Source organism: Burkholderia sp. IMCC1007 (genome assembly GCF_027257875.1).
Lineage (GTDB): Bacteria > Pseudomonadota > Gammaproteobacteria > Burkholderiales > Burkholderiaceae > Burkholderia.
The window spans coordinates 1-19,390 of the sequence record NZ_JAPVQY010000017.1 but is presented as its reverse complement, the minus strand read 5'-3'; the positions used below and the strand labels follow the sequence as shown (position 1 = coordinate 19,390).

Here is a 19,390-nt window from a genome sequence, read left to right as displayed (position 1 = left end):
CCCCGATGAACGACGCAACAAACGCGGCCCCGATGAACGACGCAACAAACGCGGCCCCGATGAACGACGCAACAAACGCGGCCCCGATGCCTCACCGGGCACCGGGGCCGCCCGCCGGATGCACCGCGTTCAGCCGACCCGCGCCGCGCCCGGCTGCTGCTCCGCTTCGGCGGCTTCGCTCGCCGTTCGTGCCAGCACCGGCTTCAGCGCCTGCCCGGTATGGCTCGCCTTCACCTGCACGAGCCCTTCCGGCGGCGCCGCTCCAACGATCGTGCCGCCGCCCACGCCGCCTTCCGGCCCGAGATCGATGATCCAGTCGGCTTCCGCGATCACGTCGAGGTCGTGCTCGATAACCACGACGCTATGCCCGCCGTCGACGAGCCGGTGCAGCACGCGAATCAGCTTCGCGACGTCCGCCATGTGCAGGCCGACCGTCGGCTCGTCGAGCACGTACAGCGTGTGCGGCGCCTTCTGGCCGCGCCGCGTGATGTCGTCGCGCACCTTCGTCAGCTCGGTGACGAGCTTGATGCGCTGCGCCTCGCCGCCGGACAGCGTCGGCGACGGCTGCCCAAGCGTCAGATAGCCGAGCCCGACATCCTTCATCAGCTGCAGCGGATGCGCGATGTTCGAGATCGGCGCGAAGAACTCCACTGCCTCGTCGATCTCCATCGTCAGCACGTCGCCGATGTTCCGGCCGCGCCACGTGACCGCGAGCGTTTCCGGGTTGAAGCGCTGCTCGTGGCACACGTCGCACGGCACCTTCACGTCGGGCAGGAAGCTCATCCCGATCGTGCGTACGCCCTGCCCTTCGCAGGCCGGGCAACGCCCGTCGCCGGTGTTGAACGAGAAACGCGACGCCGTGTAGCCGCGCGCACGCGCCTCCAGCGTATCGGCGAACAGCTTGCGGATCGTGTCCCACACGCCGATATAGGTGGCCGGGCACGAACGCGGCGTCTTGCCGATCGGCGTCTGGTCGACTTCGAGCACGCGATCGATCTGCTCCCAGCCGCTGAGCGACTCGCAGCCCTGCCACGCATGCGTGACGTTCAGCGACGGCCGCGGCGCGCTGCGCGCAAGCACGCTCGAACGGCGATTGGTGGCCGGCGCGTCCTGCTGCGCGGCCTTGCGCGCGCGCCGCGTGGCCGGCGAAGACAGCACCGAGCGGCCGACCGCGTCGAGCAGGTTCGTCATCAGCACGTCGCGCGCGAGCGTCGACTTGCCCGAGCCGCTGACGCCCGTCACCGCGACGAGCCGCGCGAGCGGAATGCCGACGGTGACGTCGCGCAGGTTGTGCAGCCGGGCGCCATGCACGGTCAGCCAGCCTTCCGGTACCGCCTCACCGCCCTTCTTGCCCGGCAGGCTCACGCTGCGGCGCGGCTGCAACGGGTGCGTCATCGGCTGCGCGAGCAGCCGCCCCGTCACCGAATCCGGCTGAGCGGCCAGATCGGCGACCGCGCCCTCGGCGACCAGCGTGCCGCCGCGCTTGCCGGCGCCGGGGCCGACGTCGATAATGTGATCGGCGCGGCGGATCGTGTCCTCGTCATGCTCGACGACGACGAGCGTATTGCCCTTGTCGCCGAGCTTGCGCAATGCATCGAGCAGGATCTGATTGTCGCGCGGATGCAGGCCGATCGTCGGCTCGTCGAGCACGTAGCAGACGCCCTGCAGATTGCTGCCGAGCTGCGCGGCCAGCCGGATCCGCTGCGCTTCGCCGCCTGACAGGCTCGGCGCCGCGCGATCGAGGCTCAGGTAACCGAGCCCGACCTCCTCGAGGAACGCGAGGCGGCTGCCGATCTCGCTGACGATGTCGCGCGCGATCTGCGCGTCGCGCCCGGTCAGTTCCAGCGCGTCGATCCAGCGGCGCGTGTCGGACACCGTCCATTGCGCGACCTCGACGATCGGATGCGCGTCGAACGTGACCGCACGCGCGGACGGGTTCAGCCGCGTGCCGTGGCAATCCGGGCACGGCTCGTTGCCGACGCCTTCCGGCTCCTGCTCGTCCGACGGCAAGGTTTGCTCGCGGCCGCGATCGTCGCCGGCGAGCACCGTGTCGTCGTATGCGGCGCGCTGTTCGCGCGTGAGCGTGACGCCGGTGCCGACGCAGGTCGTGCACCAGCCGTGCTTGCTGTTGTACGAGAACATCCGCGGATCGAGCTCCGGGTAGCTCGTGCCGCATACCGGGCACGCGCGCTTGACCGACAGCACCTTGACCTCGCCGACGCGCGCGGTCGAATGATCGTTCTGCATCGCATGATGCAACCCGTCGAGCGGCGCGAGCAGGTGCATCACGCCCTTGCCGAGTTCGAGCGTTTCGTCGAGCAGACGCCGCAATTCGGCTTCGTTGTCCGGCGACACGACGATATCGGCCACCGGCAGCTCGATCGTGTGCTCGCGGAAGCGATCGAGCTTCGGCCACGGATCGACCGGCACGAACTCGCCGTCGACGCGCAAATGCGTGCTGCCGCGCGCCTTCGCCCACTTCGCGAGATCGGTGTACACGCCCTTGCGATTGACGACGAGCGGCGCGAGAAAGCCGACGTGTTCGTCGCGATGGTCACGCAGCAGCTGCGCGGCGATCGATTCGACGGTTTGCGACGTGACCGGCGTGCCGTCGTGGATGCAATGCTGCAAGCCGAGCTTCACGTACAGCAGCCGCAGGAAGTGCCAGACTTCCGACGTAGTTGCGACCGTGCTCTTGCGCCCGCCACGCGACAGCCGCTGCTCGATCGCGACCGTCGGCGGAATGCCGTACACCGCGTCGACCTCGGGGCGCCCGGCCGGCTGCACGATCGAGCGCGCATACGCGTTCAGCGATTCGAGGTAGCGGCGCTGGCCTTCGTGGAACAGGATGTCGAACGCGAGCGTCGACTTGCCGGACCCCGACACGCCGGTGATCACGTTGAACTTGCCGTGCGGGATGTCGACGTCGAGCGCCTTCAGGTTGTGCTCGCGCGCGTTGACGATCCGCACGACGTCCTCGCCTTCGATCGCACGGCGCGCGCGCGCGGCGTTCAGCACGGCCTGCAGCGGCACGCCGCCGTCGGCGCGCGCCGCTTCGCCATCCATCTCGCGGTCGTACTGCAGCAGCGCCACGCCGGTATGCGATTCGGCGCAGGCCTTCACGTCGTCGGGCGTGCCGGCGCACAGCACGAGGCCGCCGCCGTCGCCGCCTTCCGGGCCGAGATCGATCAGCCAGTCGGCCGCGCGGATCACGTCGAGGTTGTGCTCGATCACGATCAGCGAATGGCCGGCCGCGAGCAGCTTGCCGAACGCCTGCATCAGCTTCGCGATGTCGTCGAAGTGCAAGCCGGTGGTCGGCTCGTCGAACATGAACAGCTTCGCGCGGGCGATGCGCGCCTCTTCCGTCGCAACCCGGCGCCCGTTGGCCGCCGCCGCCGACTCGGCGAGGAAGCCCGCGAGCTTCAGGCGCTGCGCTTCGCCGCCCGACAGCGTCGGCACCGGCTGGCCGAGCTTCACGTATTCGAGGCCGACGTCGACGATCGGCTGCAGCACGCGCAGCACTTCCGCGTCAGCCGCGAAGAATGCGGCCGCTTCGCTGACGGTCAGGTCGAGCACGTCGGCGATGTTCAGCGCACGGCCGCCGCGCTCGATGCGCACTTCGAGAAGCTCGGCACGGTAACGGCTGCCGTCGCAATCCGGGCAACGCAGGTAGACATCGCTCAGGAACTGCATTTCGATGTGCTCGAAGCCCGAGCCGCCGCAGGTCGGACAACGGCCGTCGCCCGAGTTGAAGCTGAACGTGCCGGCGCCGTAGCCGCGCTGCAGCGCGAGCGGCGCCTTCGCGAACAGCTTGCGGATTTCATCGAACGCGCCGACGTAGCTGGCCGGGTTCGAGCGCGTGGTCTTGCCGATCGGCGATTGATCGACGAACACGACGTCGCCGACCTGGTCGGCGCCGGTCAGATTGCGGAACGCGCCCGGCGACTCGGTCGCCTTGCCATGATGCCGCGCCATCGCCGGATACAGCACGTCCTGCAACAGCGTGGATTTACCGGAGCCGGACACGCCCGTCACGCAGACGAGCCGCTGCAACGGAATCTCGACCGTCACGTCGCGCAGGTTGTGCTCGGTCGCGCCTTCGAGCACGATGCGCGGCGTGCTCGCATCGACCGGACGACGTGCCCAGTTCGACGCATGCGCGACCTGCTTGCGGCCGCCGAGATACTCGCCCGTCAGCGTGTGCGCCGACCGGATGTCGCCCGGCGTGCCGTCGTACACGATCGTGCCGCCTCGCTCGCCCGGGCCGGGGCCCATGTCGATCAATCGATCGGCCGCGAGCATCACCGACGGATCGTGCTCGACCACGACCAGCGTATTGCCCGCGTCGCGCAGCCGCTGCATCGCCTCGACGATCCGCGTGAGATCGCGCGGATGCAGCCCGATGCTCGGTTCGTCGAGCACGAACAGGGTTTTCGTCAGCGACGTGCCGAGCGCCGTCGTCAGGTTGATCCGCTGCACCTCGCCGCCCGACAGCGTGCGGCTCTGCCGGTCGAGCGTCAGGTAGCCGAGCCCGACGTCGCACAGGTATTTCAGACGCGTGCGCACTTCGGCGAGCAGCAGCTTCAATGCGTCGTCGAGCAGCGCGCTCGGCAGCACGATGTCGTCGAAGAAGCGCCGGATGCGCTCGATCGGCAGCAGCATCAGGTCGTGCACGGTCAGGCCCGGCAGCGCTTCGAGCTGCGCGCGGCTCCAGTCGACGCCGCGCGGCATGAAGCGATCGGCCGGCGCGAGCACCGCATCGGCGTTTTCCTTCGAGCCGAGCCGCCACTGCAGCGATTCCGTCTTCAGGCGCGCACCGCCGCACACGTCGCACGGCGTGTAGCTGCGGTATTTCGACAGCAGCACGCGGATATGCATCTTGTACGCTTTCGATTCGAGATACCCGAAGAAGCGTTTCACGCCGTACCACTGGCTCTGCCACTTGCCGTTCCAGTCCGGCGAGCCGTTGACGACCCAGTCGCGCTCGGCGTCCGTCAGCTCGGACCACGCCACGTCGCGCCGGATACCGGCCTTCGCCGCGTAGCGCATCAGGTCGTCCTGGCACTCTTTCCAGGCGGGCGTCTGCATCGGCTTGATCGCGCCGCCGCGCAGCGTCTTGCGCGCGTCGGGAATCACCAGGCCGAGATCGACGCCGATCACGCGGCCGAAGCCGCGGCAGGTTTCGCACGCGCCGTAGGCCGAGTTGAACGAGAACAGCGCCGCTTGCGGCTCCGCGTAGCGCAGGTCGCTGTCGGGGTCGTGCAACCCGGTGGAGAAGCGCCAGATCACCGGCTCGGCCACCGCGTTTTCCGCTTCGGGCGCGAGCACGTACACGTTCACGCGGCCGCCGCCGCGCTTCAGCGACGCCTCGATCGCCTCGACCACGCGCACCTTGTCGGCCTGCTGCACGCGGAAGCGGTCGGCTACCACGTCGAGCAGCTTGCGCGGCCCGGTGGGCGACGCGACTTCGCGCTGCGCCTGCACGCGCGTGTAGCCGCTCGCCGACAGCCATTGCGCGATTTCCTCGTCGGACACCGCCTCCGGCAATTCGACCGGGAACGTGACGACCACGCGCGGATCGTCGGCGCGCGTGCGCTCGACCAGCTCCGCGTAGATCGTCTCGGGCGTGTCATGCCGCACCTGCCGCGCGGTCTTGCGGTCGAACAGCTCGGCCGCGCGCGCGTACAGCAGCTTCAGGTGATCGTTCAGTTCCGTCATCGTGCCGACGGTCGAGCGCGAGCTGCGCACCGGATTGGTCTGGTCGATCGCGATCGCGGGCGGCACGCCGTCGACGCGCTCGACCTGCGGGCGATCCATCCGGTCGAGGAACTGCCGCGCGTACGCGCTGAAGGTTTCGACGTAGCGCCGCTGCCCTTCCGCGTACAGCGTGTCGAACACGAGGCTCGACTTGCCGGAGCCCGACGGGCCCGTGACGACCGTCATTTCGCCGGTGCGCAGGTCGAGATCGAGATTCTTGAGGTTGTGCTGACGTGCTCCGCGAATGCGGATCAGATTGCTGGATGACAATTTGCCTGCCCGTCTGAATGAGTTAGCCAGAGTTCACGGTGCCGGAATGCTGCGGTGGGATGCCCGCACGCGCGGCGCACGCGTCGCACGAGTCATGCCCGTGCGGCTCGAAGTTCGACGGATACTATACTGTATATTCATACAGTTTTCCACGAACCGGGCAAAGTCGGAAAAGCGGGCGGGATCCCATAAACCGGCTCAACCGCCGGCCGCCATCGCACGCGCAATGCAGGTCCGCGCAAGCACGTCGGTCGGATCGACGAGCGTCGCTCTGCCGCCGTTCGGCGTCACATATTCGCCGCGAGGCAGCAGAAGCGGCAACTCCGTACATCCGAGCACGATCACGCTCACCCCGTCGGCAATCAGTGCGTCGATCGCAGCGCCGATATCTTCCTCGCACTGTCCGGTCGTAAAACCAGCCTTCACACCGTGCTTCCCGTAGATCGCGTCCATCACGCGTGCCTGCAGCGCCGGCTGCGGCGCCACCTGCTCGAGCCCGTGCGACGCCAGCGCCTTCTGGTAGACGCCGCTTGCGATCGTGCCGGACGTCGCGAGCACGCCGACCCGCCGCAGCGACGGATAGGTGTCGCGCAGATACGCGGCCGTGACGGTCAGCATGTTCACGATCGGGATCCCGAGGTACGGCTGGATCCGCTCGACGAACGCATGCGCGGTGTTGCACGGAATCGCGATCACGTCGGCGTCGCCGTCCTCGAGCTTCTTGCATGTCGCATACAGCGAGATCGTCGGGTCCGTGCCGGAGCCCACCAGGTTCTCGGTGCGATCGGGAATCTGCGGATTCTGTTCGATCAGCAGCTTGATATGCTCCTGGTCGCGCGACGCCGGCGTGTTGCGAACGATCTTGTTCAGAAAGTCGACCGTCGCGGCCGGCCCGACACCACCGACCACGCCGATCTTGAACGTCGCGGCACGCGAGCCGGCCGGCCCCGTCACCGCGTATTGCGCGTACGCGAGGTTCGAATCCACGAGCGGCACGCGCTGCGCGCCGATTTCGTCGGCAACGAGCGCGATCTCGGTCAGCCCGGGAACGATCACGTGTACGCCCTGATCGGCCAGGTCCTCACAGGCGCGGCGCAACAGCTCGACCGGCCGGCCCCGCAGATTGCCGCGCTTGATTCCATCGGCGCCGTAGATGGCTTCGGTCACGAGGTCGAGCCCGTCGTGCAAGCGCGGATGAACGATCTTGAATTGCGGCGACGGGAAATACGCGTCGAAGAGCCCGCTGTTGCGTACGTAGTCGGAAACCAGCACGCCGATGCGCGTTGCGTCGGGATACTTGCGCTGCACGTGGTATCGCACGGCCTCGACGATATCGACGATCTGCAGGCGCGTATTCGCCTTCAGTTCGTCGATGAACGTGTGGCTCAGGAAGCACGGCAGCACGACGGTGGTCACGCCGCGCTTCTCGAACGCGCGAATCATGTCGAACACGTACAGCTTGCGTTCGGTGGTCGCGGCGCTGCCGGAGCCCGAACCCTTGAACGGATATTGCTCGAAGATCAGATCGACATGATCCTCGTCGGACGAAGCAGGCGTCGCCTTCACCATCTTGAAGAACACGTCGGCGCTGCCGAGCGGCCCGAGCCCGCCGACCACGCCGAATTTCCGCCGGGCGTTCACGAGATCCGCGCGCGTCATGCATTCAGCTCCGGCTGGTCGAACACCGCGCCTTGCGTCTTCGCCGCACGTGCGCTTTCCCATTTCGCGATCACGGCCGTCGCGACGCTGTTGCCGATGACGTTCGTCATCGTGCGGCCCATGTCGAGAATCTGGTCGATTGCGAGCACCATCGCGACGCCCGCAACCGGCAGATGGAACATCGGCGCGACGGCCGCCACCACGACCACCGAGCCGCGCGGCACGCTTGCCATGCCCTTGCTGCTCAACATCAGCACCAGCAACATGAAGATCTGCTCCGACAGCGGCATGTGCACGCCGAACGCCTGCGCGATGAAGATGGCCGCGAACGCCTGATACATCATCGAACCGTCGAGGTTGAATGCGTAACCCAGCGGCAGCGTGAAGCCCACCACCTTCTTGTCGACGCCGAACTGCTCGAGCTGCTCGGTCAGGCGCGGATAGGCCGCCTCGCTGCTCGCGGTCGAGAACGCGATCAGCGCGGGTTCGCGCACGGCTTGCAGCAGGCTGCCGACGCGTCGCCCCAGAAACACGTAGCCGGCGCCGACGAGCATCGTCCACAGAACCAGCAGCCCGAGGTAGAACGCGCCGATCAGCTTGCCGTACGTGTAGATCACGTCGAGCCCGCGCAGCGTGACCGACGACGCGATCGCACCGAATACGCCGAGCGGCGCCGCACGCATCACGTAGTGAGTCAGGCGCAGCATCACCGGCACCATGCCGTCGATCGACTGGATCACCACGCCGACCCGCCTGTCGTGCTTCAGCGCGCTCAGCCCGATGCCGAGAAAGACCGAGAACACGAGGATCTGCAGGATGTCGTTGCGCGCCATCGCATCGAGCAGGCTGGTCGGGAACGCGTGCGTGATCACGTCCCTGGCGTTCAGCGCGGCGGTATTCAACCCGGTGTTGACCTCGCCGGCGGTTTCCGTGAGATTCAGCCCGGCGCCCGGCTGCAGCGCGTTCGCCATGAGCAGGCCGAGGCTCAGCGAAATCAGCGACGCGCAGACGAACCACCCGATCGAGCGAAGGCCGATGCGCCCGACGTCGTCGCCGCTGTCCATCCCGGCCAGGCCCGAAACGAGCGTGACGAAGACGAGCGGCGCGATGATCATCTTGATCAGGCGCAGGAAGATGTCGGTGACGATCGAGAAATAGCCGGCGACCGCCTTCAGCGTGCCGGGGTCCGAGATGTTCGCGTGACACGCATAACCGGCGATCACGCCGACGATCATGCCGATTGCGATGCTCAAGGTAAGGCGATTTTTCATGTCCATTCGTCCTTGGGTGGCACCGCGGCGCGCCGAGGCGGCGCACGCGCGCTGCGAAGAGGGCCGCGCGACGCCGGTCACGCGTCGCATTGGCCGTTGGAACGAATGGTAGGGAGCGCCGATCAATCGGTGATGCCGGTACTACATGGCCGCATGCGAGTCTCGCATAAGCCGGGAAAACCCTGGCCTGCTAGAGCCGCGAAGGCTCCGCGCGCAGATGCTGCCAGAGCTTGTCCAGGAATTCGCTGCGGTTGGACGCGTCGCGATACACGCGCAACTCGACGTCGAGGTTCCACGCTGCCGGCCCGGCCGGTACGAGTTCGCCGGCCGCCAGTTCGGCGGAGATCGCGCTGCGGGGCAGCCACGCCACGCCCTCGCCCTCCATCACCAGTTTTTTCAGCACTTCGGCCATATCGGACTCGTAGTGCAGCCGCAACGCCGGCGCATCCGCTGCACGGTCGAGCAGCAGCGCGAGGCACCGGCCGAAGTAGCTGGTCTCCGTGTACGAAATGAGCGGCAGCGGGTTCTGTTTCGTGCCGGGCAGGCGGAACGCGGGCGCCGAGCGGCGGTTCGGCCGGCACGCCGGCATCAGCGTATCGATGCCGACGGTCACGTGCTCGTACTTGGCCGGGTCGAGATGAAGCGGAAGCTCCGGATGGTGATACGCGAACATGAGCTCGCAGTTGCCGTTGACGAGCATCAGGATCGAGTCGTGCACGTTCGTCGGAATGACGCGCGCGCGCACCTCGCCGAAATGCGGCGCCAGCGCCTTGAGCCAGGTCGGCAGGAAACTCAGCGCGATCGTGTGGCCGGCGGCAATCTGCAGGCTCTTGCCGGCGATCCGCTGCTCGGTGCGGATGATCGCGCGGGTGTCGAACAAGCGGCTGAGCACGTCTTCCGCGGTTTCGCGAAACAGCCGGCCCGCCGGCGTCAGCACCGGCGGAAAGCTGCTGCGATCGATCAGCTCCGCGCCGATCCACTGCTCGAGCGACTGAATGCGGCGGCTGAACCCCGACTGCGTGACATTGCGAAATTCAGCCGCGCGGGAAAAGCTCTGATATTGAGCGAGGGCGAGGAAATCCTCGATCCATTTGATTTCCATGTTGGCCTTGGACGTGCGCGGGTGGACCGGCCCGCGCATCAGCCGAATCATGGCGAAGCGCGTGCCGACGGACGCCTCCATTGTATGGGCGCAATCCCCGGTCACGCGCGGCCATCAGCGCTCGCCGCGGCGCGCGTCGCCACGGCCCCTCACGCGTCCTGGCGCTCGATCAGGAAACGCTCGCGGCGCTTCCCCCTGATCCACGCGGGCTCGCGCCCACGGCCCGTCCACGTCGCGCCGGTGCTCGGATCGCGGTACTTCGGCGGGATGGCCGACACGGGCTTCGCCGGGCTTCCCGCATTGCGCAGACGGCCGAATAGCTGCTTCGGGGTCAATCCGTATTCTGCGATGCGCGCGCGGACCTCCTGCAGAACGGCCTCGAGTTCGGCCAGTTTTGCTTCCTCGGCACGTTTCATCAGCTCATCGGCTTGCGCCTTCAATTCGCGATAACCCGACATCCGTTCTTCTCCAGATTTTTCCAAAACCATGAAATCCGCACGGGACGCTCGCCCCGGACGGTTCGTTATGTTGTCGCCGGGTCGTGCGGTGTTCGTGCGCGCGGCGCAGCGACGGACCTCGACCCGGACTTCGACCCCGACATACCGCACGCGTCGACGATACGCGCGTCCGTCGGTCAGAACGGCAGCTTGGCGTCCGGCTTCGCGGCCGTCAGCACGCGGCGGAAGTCCGCCTGGATGCGCTCGAGCCCTTCCTGCGTCTCGGCTTCGAAACGCAGCACGACCACCGGCGTCGTGTTCGACGAACGCGCGAGGCCGAAGCCGTCCGGATATTCGACGCGCAGCCCGTCGATCGTCACGACTTCGTCCGCGCCGTCGAACTTCGCTTCCTTCTGCAGCTTCTCGATCAGGCGGAAGTTCTCGCCTTCGTCGAGCTTGAGCTGCAGTTCGGGCGTGCTCATCGCATCCGGCAGCGCATTGAGCACCGCGCTCGGGTCGGCCGTCTTCGTGAGGATCTCCAGCAGGCGCGCGCCCGTGTAGAGGCCGTCGTCGAAGCCGTACCAGCGATCCTTGAAGAACACGTGGCCGCTCATCTCGCCCGCGAGCGGCGCGCCCGTCTCGCGCAGCTTCGCCTTCACGAGCGAGTGGCCCGTCTTCCACATCAGCGGCTCGCCGCCCTTCGCCTTCACCCATTGCGCGAGGTGACGCGTACACTTCACGTCGTAGATGATCTGCGCGCCCGGGTTGCGCGACAGCACTTCCTCCGCGAACAGCATCAGCTGGCGGTCCGGATAGATGATCTGGCCGTCCTTCGTGACGACGCCCAGGCGGTCGCCGTCGCCGTCGAACGCGAAGCCGAGCTCGGCGTCGGTGTCGTTCAGCGCGTGGATCACGTCCTGCAGGTTTTCCGGGTGGGCGGGATCGGGATGGTGGTTCGGGAACGTGCCGTCGATGTCGGTGAAGCGCTCGACGAGCTCGCAGCCGAGCGCCTTGAACAGGCGCGTGGCGAGCGGGCCCGCGACGCCGTTGCCGGCATCGACGACGAGCTTGATCGGGCGCGCGAGCTTCACGTCGCCGACGATGCGCGCGACGTATTGGTCCGCGACGTCGAATTCTTCGAACAAGCCGCTGCCCGTCTCGAAGCGCGCGTCGACGATGCGGCGGTACAGCGCCTGGATCTGCTCGCCGTAGATCGCCGCGCCGCGCAGCACCATCTTGAAGCCGTTGTAGTCGGGCGGGTTGTGGCTGCCCGTGACGACGATGCACGAATCGATGCGGCGCTCGCCTTGCTTCAGCGCGAGCGGCACGCTTGCCGCGAAATAGCCGACCGGCGTGGGCACCATGCCGACGTCGACGACGTCGACGCCCGCCGCACGCAGCCCATCGGCGAGTGCGCCGACGAGCTCGGGCCCCGACAGGCGGCCGTCGCGCGCAACGACGACCGCATCGCCGCCCTGCGCGCGCACTTCGCTGCCGAACGCGCGGCCGATCGCGCGCGCCGTGTCGGCGTCGAGCGTCTTGCCGACCACACCGCGAATGTCATATGCCTTGAAGATGGATTGGGAGATCATCGGTTCTCTGTCGGTTGCGTGCTGGGGAAACTTTCGGTCTGGCGCGTCACCGCGCACTTCGTTCGGGCTCGAGATCCCGGCGGCCGGCAAGGGCATGCGAATGTCGACGGGGCCGCGTCGGTGCCGCGACGCAAACACCGCTCGACCGGTTCACGCACGCCCCGGGGCAACCTCGTCGCGAAACGCGCAAAACAGTTCGCCGCGCGCGGCCAGATGATCGATCTGGGCCAGCGTCAGCGCGGCGATTCGCGCCGCCGTCTTTTCCGAGACGCCCAGTTGTCGGATGGCCTCGTCGCGGTTCGCGAGGAGCAACCACTTCGCAAGCATGAGATACGATCGATTGAATTCGGTGATCGCATCGGAAATATCGTGTTGTTCAGCCATGGTCGGTTCAGAGTAGCCGGCACGGGCACATTGCCGATCGATTCGCCCGACTACGTTGATGGAGCACCCGCCGGACCTTCGATGACACACTCTACGTCGCGAACCCCGCGCGGGGCGGACAAAGCTCTGAACGGATCCGCCAGCACGCGCCGCGACGACGACGCCGGCGTGCGCGTCGTTTCATCCGAAACGGCACTGGGTGCATCCGAGCGAATCCGTTCAGTTCGGTTCCGCGAGATACGGCGACGTGAACGCACGCGGCGGGAACGACGGCATGCCCACTTGCGGCGTGAAGCTGTAACGCAGATAGACGGCCGCCGTCCACTCGCGATACTGATACGCGTTGCCGAACGATGCCGTCGTGCCGACGGCGAGCTGCGGCGCGACCTGGTACTCGCCGCGCGCGGCGAGCGAATACGCAATGCCGGTCTTGCTGCGTGCCGGATAGACGGCCCCGGCGTCCAGCCCCACGGCCTGGCTCGCGGCGGCGTTCGCGGCCGCTTGCGCCTGCATGCCGGCATCGAGCGGGAAATACGGCACCGCGTTCTGCCGGTAATGCTGGACGCCGAACGAGCCGTTCAGATCGTACGCAAATGCCCCCGTTCGCCCCGCATACTCGATCGGGATATTCAGGATCACGTATTGCTGAGGACTGAAATAGCCGCCCTGACCGTACGTGAAATACGACTGGTTCTTGCTGAAACGCATCCACGTCGCATTGACGCCCACCGTGAGCGTCCGGTCGGCGTCGGCCAACAGGCGCGTATAGGCGCCGCCGCTGCCCTTGCCGGAGAAGTTGCGTTCCACGTGATGGCCGTCGTAGTAGTCGAACGCGCCCTCGACGTACGTGCCGCTCGTGCCGTCGTCCCAACTCAGCGCACCACGCGCGCCGCTGCGCGTCACGCCGCCCCATTTGAGGCCGGCGCTCGCATCGCGTGCGCCCGCGAACGACAGCAGGCTGTCGGTCACCGCGCGGCGCGTGACGGCCAGCGTGTAGGCCGCCCGATCGGTGATCGCGCCGGTGTAGCGCACGCCGCCAACGACATCGTGGTAAGGGAAGCCGACCGGCGTCGCGCCGATGTCGGCCTTCAATTGCTTGCCTTCATAGCCGATGGAAAGCCCGACGCCACTCGCCGTCTGGGAACCCGGCGAGCCGCCGCCGGCCGCCGTCGCGAGCCCCGCGCCAAAACGGGCGAGGGTCGGCACGTCCGTGCTCGCGCTGGACGCGTCGAGCATGACGGGCGTCGCGGTCACGACAACGTGACCGTTGCCTGCCTTGATCCGCCCTTCCAGCGGCGCCTCGATATCGGTGACGCCCGACAGCCCGGCTTCGCCCGTCCGGTTTCGGAACACGAGGCCGCCGGTCGCCGCGCTGCTCTGCTCGCGATTCACCTGCGCAAGCTCCGACGCGACATCGAGCATCGGTCCGTTGGCGCCCGCATCCGCACCCGGCTGCGGTGATCGCGGCGCGGCCTCGCTTTGCGCATAGCCGGCCGGCGGTTGCGGGATATAGCGGGACGATCCATCGGGTTGCCCGTATGCCGACGCAAGAACGGACGACCGCGCCGCCGGAGCGTTGGGGCCGCCGCGCGACGATCGGCTCGCCCGGGACGCCGACGTGGACGCCGCCGGCGAACCGGTCATCGTCGCCGCGCGCGACGCGGGCGACATCGGCCACGGCGTGGCGACATAGCCGGCGCACGCGTCGGTCGAATCGGCCGGCGACAGGCATTCGTCGGACACTGCCGTCGCCGGAACCTCGGCGACCGGTGCTCGATACGCGCGATACGCTGGAGATCGCCGCACCGTTTTGGGCCGCCCCGATTCGCCCGCACCGGCAGCCTCCTCGCCGTAACCGCCGGGATCCGGCGCGACCGCAAGCAATGGAGCGGCGGCCGGCGCCGTACGCGCGTCCGGCACGGCGGACGGTGTGACATAGGTCGCGGGCGGCGCGGGCGGCATCGTATAGGGCACGGTGGGAGCGGAAGAAGACGGGTTGGACCAGAAAGGCACGCCCGGCGGCGGTGCCGCGGCGCCGAAACCGGTCGACGGCCGCGCGACATCGACGGCGGTCTTGCCTTCGAACGGATTGGTACCGGGCAGCGGGTTCGCGCCGATGCGACGCATCGCGTCTTCCCAGCCGCGCGGAACGTTCGACCGCGCCGGCCGGCTGCCCGCTGGCGGCGTATTGGCCGCCAGCAGCGCACGCTGCAGATACTGTGCGGCGAGCGCGAGATTCCCCTCCGCGCGATACAGGCGGCCTGTCGCCGCAAGCAGCCCGGGATCGTCGGGGGCGATACGCAGTGCGGCAGCCGCGAACGCTTCGCCGTCGTGCCATGCCTTCGCACTGGTTGCCGCATAGATTGCCGCGACCAGCAATCCCGCATCGTCGGGGCGGCGCGCCAGCGCGACCCGATAGCATTTCAGCGCGTTCGGCGCATCGCCGGCCGACGTATACAGCCGTGCGAGCGACGCCTGGAGCTCGGGGCTGTCGGGCATCGCGGCCAGCCAGGGCGCGATGACTGCGTAGCCGCCGGCCAGGTCGCCCGCCTGGCGGACCGCATCCGCCCGGCGCACGACGATCTCGAGGTTCAGGCGTTCGAAGTCGCCGCGCTGCGTGGGCGACAGCGGCATCGCGGCAAGCCGGCGCATCGCATCGCCCAGCAGCGCATCGTCGCGGGCCGCCAGCAGAATCCGCGCATATTGCAGCAGCACGCCGGCGTCGCCCGGTTCGCGGGCAAGCGCCTGCTGCACGATCCAGCGCGCACGCGACAGGTCGCCCGCTTCAACATAGCCCGCCGACAGCTGCGCCGCGAGGGCCGGCACCGACTGACCGATGGTCTCCGCGTCGTGCAGCACGCCGAGCGCCTGCGCGCGTTGACCGTCGCGCACCATCCGTGTCGCGAGTGCGACCTGCTGGCCGACCCAGAGGCGGTGCTGCAACGTCGTCATCGCCGCCGTGCGCTGCGCGGGCGCGATGCGCTCCAGCCGCCGCAGCCCCACGCTCCAGTCCTGCGTCTGCTCGGCCAGCAGCGCGCCGGCGTAGAGTGCGTCCGGCATGTCGGGCCGCTCGGCGAGCAAGCCGTCCATCATGCTGCGTGCCGACGCGATCGCCCCTTGCCGCACGTACACGCGCGCCAGGTCCAGTCGCAGCCACGGATCGTCCGGGCTGCCGGCGAGCGCATCCTCGAACAGGCTGCGCGCCGCGCCCAGGTCGCCGCGCGCTTCGGCCTGCCGTGCCTGCGCCGCCTCGGCCGTACGGCGCAACCGGTCGAGGCCGCCGGCCTTCGATTGCTGCTCGGCGCTCAGTTGCGTCGCGAACTGCAGCGCTTCGTCGCCGCGCCCTTGCGCGGCCAGCGCGCCGACCAGGCCGCGAATCGCGTCCGGGTTGTCGGACTGACGCCGCAGCGCCATCCGGTACGCCTGCTCGGCCGCACCCGCATCGCGATGCTCGAGCAGTGCGTCGCCGAGCAGCACCTGTGCCGTCACGTTCGACGGGTCGGCCAGAATCGCGCGCTCGAACAGCGCTTTCGCTTGCGCGAAGTCGCCGTTGCTTTGCGCGCCGAGCGCGCCGCTCGTGTACGACCAGTACGTCGCACTGTCGAGCGCCGAGCGCCAGCGCGCCGCGTTCCCGCCGCGCGACGCGCGCTCCAGATCGCTGCGTGCCTGCGCGAAGCGCTCCTGCTTCAGTTCGACGATCCCGCGCCCGCCCAGCGCGTCGCCGTCGCTCGGCGACTTGTCGAGCACGGCATCGAAGCGGGCCCGCGCCACGTCGAGATCACCGCGCTCGAGTGCCGCGAAGCCTTCGTCGATCGCGCGGCCGCGCGCTTCGTTCGCCGCGTCTCGCTGATCGCCCGCGCGCCCCGGTTGAGCCTGTCTGACCATGCTGTCGTAGCGCGCCTTGACCGGCGGATCGTCGGGCACCACCTTCAGGTAGGCGAGATAGCGCGCCTGGTCAGACGGCCTCGCCGCGAGCCACAGCAGCGCCTGGCGCCAGGCCTGGCGTGCCTCTTTCCCGACCTTTCCGTCGGCGGACAACTGCTCGAGCCGCGCGATGCCGTCGCGGCGCGTCGCGTCGCGATAGGTCAGATGTTGCGCATAGGCGAGCGCGTAGCGCGGATCGTCGGGGTTGTCGCGCGCGAGACGTTCGAGGCCGCGCCGCGCGTCGCTCCATCCGCTCGGCGTGGCCGCGAGTGCCTGGAAGTACTCGAGCTGCAGCGCCGGCGACGACGGCGCGCCCTGCAGCGCGCGCTGATACTGCCGCGCGGCCAGCACGCTCTGCCCGGTTTGCGCGAGGCGGCGCGCATCGCCGATCTCGCCGTCCCGCGCGCTCACGTCGCCCAGGCGCCGGCCAAGCTCGTCGATCGGCGCAAAGCCGGGGGCGATACGGCGCAACTGTTCGAGGTAGCGACGCGCACCGTCGACGTCCTTGCGATCGGCGAGCACCATGCCCATGCCGAACAGCGCGTCGGGCTGATCCGGATCGACGCCCAGCACCTTCTTCCACGCCTGTGCCGCGAGATCGCCGCGACCGTGCGCCTGCCAGTACCGGCCCTGATCGACGAGTACCTTCAGCGGATCACTGCCGGCGGCCGCCGCGTGCGTCACTGCCAGCGCGAGCAGCAGGCTCGCGACACCGGCCGCCCGGGCGATGCCGAGCCCGCGTAACCGTCGGTTGCCCATGTCACTCCTTCAGCCGGCGCGCCGCACGTGCACGCAAAAAGCGATAGCAGAGCGCCGCCGCCGCGAACGCGGCCAGCACGCTGAACAGCGCAAGCAGCAGCGGCCGGCCCGACAGGACCCAGCGCAGGTACGTGATCGGCGGCAGCGCGCCGACGTGGTACGACGTTTCGTGCGACGTCACCGTGACCGTGCGATCGCGAATCACCACCATCGCGCCCTGGATCGACGTGAGCATGTCGTCGTCGAGCAGCACACGGCCGAGCGCGTCGTCCGCTTGCCCCGTCGCGCCGATCAACGCGACAGCACTGCGCGCGTTGCGCAACGGCGACTCGAAGCCCGCAATCAGCGCGCTCGCGCCGTCCGAGACGAGCGAGAGGCCGGCACGCACGCGTTCGCGTTCGGCACGCGGCGACCGCGCTGCGTCGGTAGGGCCGGCGCTGCCGCCCGGGTCGGCGCCGAACGGCATGCGTGCCGCCCAGCGGGCGAGCAGCGGCTGGGTGTCCGGCGCGCCTAGAATCAACAAGTCCTTGGACGCGAACGCGCCGACACCGCCCGCGTCCGTCACCGTCACGCCGCTGACCGGATAGCCGGTCGACACGCCCATGCGGCCCATCGCGAGCAGGTACAAGCCGTAGACGTCGGGCGTCGGCGCGGCGGGCAGCACGACGGCCGTGTCCGACAGGTCGGCCATCCGCGTGAACGGAAAGCCGCTGTTCGCGAACGCGGCGAGGTCGGGCAACGCCTTGTAATGCGGAAACGACGACACGTCGATCGTCGAGTCCGGATCGATCGAACCCGCGACGTTCTGCAGCAGCCGTCCCGTGCAGTTGCCCATATCCGGGATCTCGTAGAAGAAGTTCAGCTGCAACTGCGTGCGCGGCGTGAGCAGCGACGGCGGCACGTGCAGCGTCGCGCGGTCGATACCGCTGCGGACGAACGGCAGGTAGCGACTCAGGCTCCAGCGGGATGTTTCCCCGGGCGGGATCGGCAGCGCCTTCACGAACGTGTCGCCGACGCTCAGGTTCAGCGACGACCGGCTGGCGCGCAGCGTCGGCGTGTATCGATAACGCAGGTCGATCGGCGCGCCGCGGGTATCCCACGTGAACAGGTCGGGCGCAACGCGCAGGTCGATCCGCACGGCGCCGGCGTCGTATCCGGACACGCTGAGCCCGCGCCGGTCGACCAGTTCGCCGATCTTCACCGGGCGGGTCGACGACTGCCAGTTCGGCGCGTCGTACGGCACGCGCGGCGCGACGTTCGCGAGTCGACCCACCGTCGCCTGCGTGCCCGCAAGCGCCTTGCTGTCGAGCGCAAGCGCGAGCGCGGCTGCCTTCACTTCGTCCGGCGTTCGGCCGAGCACCAGCAACAGCTCGCCGTGAGCCGGCGCCGGCCGCTCGGCGACGGCCAGCGTCGGCCCGTCGATCGCCGGCAGCGTCACGCCGTCCAGGCGATCGTCGGCCGACGCGAACACCACGGCATTGCCCGATTCGGGCAGGCTTCCGGGCCACGCCGGAAAGCGCGCGCCGCGATACGCGGCCAGCGCGCCGAACCACGAGGCGACGATGCCCGCCGCTTCCAGCGTCTGCCGCGGCGGTCGAGCGGCGAATACGAACGGCAATTCCAGGCGCCGGACGTCCCGCGCATCAAAGAACGGCGCGGGCAACACGCCGAGCTCCGGCCGCTGCGGCAGCGTGGCGTAGGTCAGGTCGAGCCGGCTCGCGTTGCTCACCGTCGCCCACAGCGACGAGCTGGCGGGATTCTCGCAGCCGTTCGTGTAATGCGCGATCAGCTGGATGTTCAGGTGGTTGTATTCGGTGACGAAGCGCGGGTCGATCAACACATCGCGCGCGACCGTCATCCCGGCCTGGGCGGCCGGCAACGGCAGCGTCGCCGCCACTTCGCCGTTGACGAGCACCTTGAGCTGCGACAGATCCGGCAGCAGCGCGGGCGAGTAGCTGTAGACCAGATGCAGCGTCGCGCCCGTGACGACCTCGTCGCGACGGACCGAGAACGCGATGCCGTTCTGGCCGTCCGTGCCGCGCAACTGCAGCGGATCGCGCGCGCCGAGATCCGCGAACGTCAATGCCTGGCGTCGGCCGCCCTGCACCAGCGTGCCGGGGTCGGCCGTGGTCGGCAGCATGCCGAAGCGGCGGCGCTCGCCGCCGGCCGCCGGCACCGGCTCGGCCAGCAGCGGCGGACGCGCGATGGCGGGCCCGACCGGCGTGGCCGGCGACG

The 19,390-nt window shown here is 68.7% G+C and carries 9 protein-coding genes; all 9 read right to left on the bottom strand.

Annotation, left to right across the window (positions count from 1 at the left end; genetic code table 11):
* Nucleotides 1-129: 129 nt before the first annotated feature.
* The gene (gene uvrA / locus O1Q03_RS16905; protein WP_269504863.1) at nucleotides 130-6,027 is read right to left on the bottom strand and encodes an excinuclease ABC subunit UvrA; all 5,898 of its coding nucleotides are present in this window, start codon (nucleotides 6,025-6,027) and stop codon (nucleotides 130-132) included.
* Nucleotides 6,028-6,225: 198 nt separating this feature from the next.
* A complete protein-coding gene (locus O1Q03_RS16900; protein WP_269504862.1) occupies nucleotides 6,226-7,686 on the bottom strand; it encodes an amino acid racemase in 1,461 nt (486 codons plus the stop codon).
* Nucleotides 7,683-8,957, bottom strand: coding sequence for a dicarboxylate/amino acid:cation symporter (locus O1Q03_RS16895; protein WP_269504861.1), 1,275 nt, complete (start codon nucleotides 8,955-8,957; stop codon nucleotides 7,683-7,685). Before O1Q03_RS16895 ends, O1Q03_RS16900 begins: the two co-directional genes overlap by 4 nt.
* A 190-nt stretch (nucleotides 8,958-9,147) precedes the next feature.
* Nucleotides 9,148-10,059 (bottom strand): LysR substrate-binding domain-containing protein, encoded by a 912-nt coding sequence (locus O1Q03_RS16890; RefSeq protein ID WP_269505005.1) that lies wholly within the window; start codon nucleotides 10,057-10,059, stop codon nucleotides 9,148-9,150.
* A 149-nt stretch (nucleotides 10,060-10,208) separates the two neighbouring features.
* Nucleotides 10,209-10,517 (bottom strand): H-NS histone family protein, encoded by a 309-nt coding sequence (locus O1Q03_RS16885; protein ID WP_269504860.1) that lies wholly within the window; start codon nucleotides 10,515-10,517, stop codon nucleotides 10,209-10,211.
* A gap of 176 nt (nucleotides 10,518-10,693) precedes the next feature.
* On the bottom strand, nucleotides 10,694-12,088 hold the full coding sequence (locus O1Q03_RS16880) for a phosphomannomutase/phosphoglucomutase (RefSeq protein ID WP_269504858.1): 1,395 nt from the start codon (nucleotides 12,086-12,088) through the stop codon (nucleotides 10,694-10,696).
* Between the two features lie 150 nt (nucleotides 12,089-12,238).
* Nucleotides 12,239-12,472: a flagellar transcriptional regulator FlhD gene (locus O1Q03_RS16875; protein ID WP_269504857.1), complete on the bottom strand. Its 234-nt coding sequence runs from the start codon at nucleotides 12,470-12,472 to the stop codon at nucleotides 12,239-12,241.
* A 219-nt stretch (nucleotides 12,473-12,691) separates the two neighbouring features.
* Entirely contained in the window at nucleotides 12,692-17,155 is a 4,464-nt protein-coding gene (locus O1Q03_RS16870; protein ID WP_269504856.1) for a cellulose synthase subunit BcsC-related outer membrane protein, read from the bottom strand.
* 1 nt (nucleotide 17,156) lies between these two features.
* The coding region (gene bcsB, locus O1Q03_RS16865) for a cellulose biosynthesis cyclic di-GMP-binding regulatory protein BcsB (RefSeq protein ID WP_442865809.1) at nucleotides 17,157-19,390 on the bottom strand (2,234 nt) is incomplete at its 5' end.

What these genes read in the sequence shown, in the direction of transcription:
- O1Q03_RS16900 (WP_269504862.1), bottom strand. Translation starts at nt 7,686, where the DNA reads ATGACGCGCGCGGATCTCGTGAACGCCCGGCGGAAATTCGGCGTGGTC.
- O1Q03_RS16895 (WP_269504861.1), bottom strand. Translation starts at nt 8,957, where the DNA reads ATGAAAAATCGCCTTACCTTGAGCATCGCAATCGGCATGATCGTCGGC.
- O1Q03_RS16890 (WP_269505005.1), bottom strand. Translation starts at nt 10,059, where the DNA reads ATGGAAATCAAATGGATCGAGGATTTCCTCGCCCTCGCTCAATATCAG.
- O1Q03_RS16885 (WP_269504860.1), bottom strand. Translation starts at nt 10,517, where the DNA reads ATGTCGGGTTATCGCGAATTGAAGGCGCAAGCCGATGAGCTGATGAAA.
- O1Q03_RS16880 (WP_269504858.1), bottom strand. Translation starts at nt 12,088, where the DNA reads ATGATCTCCCAATCCATCTTCAAGGCATATGACATTCGCGGTGTGGTC.
- O1Q03_RS16875 (WP_269504857.1), bottom strand. Translation starts at nt 12,472, where the DNA reads ATGGCTGAACAACACGATATTTCCGATGCGATCACCGAATTCAATCGA.
- O1Q03_RS16870 (WP_269504856.1), bottom strand. Translation starts at nt 17,155, where the DNA reads ATGGGCAACCGACGGTTACGCGGGCTCGGCATCGCCCGGGCGGCCGGT.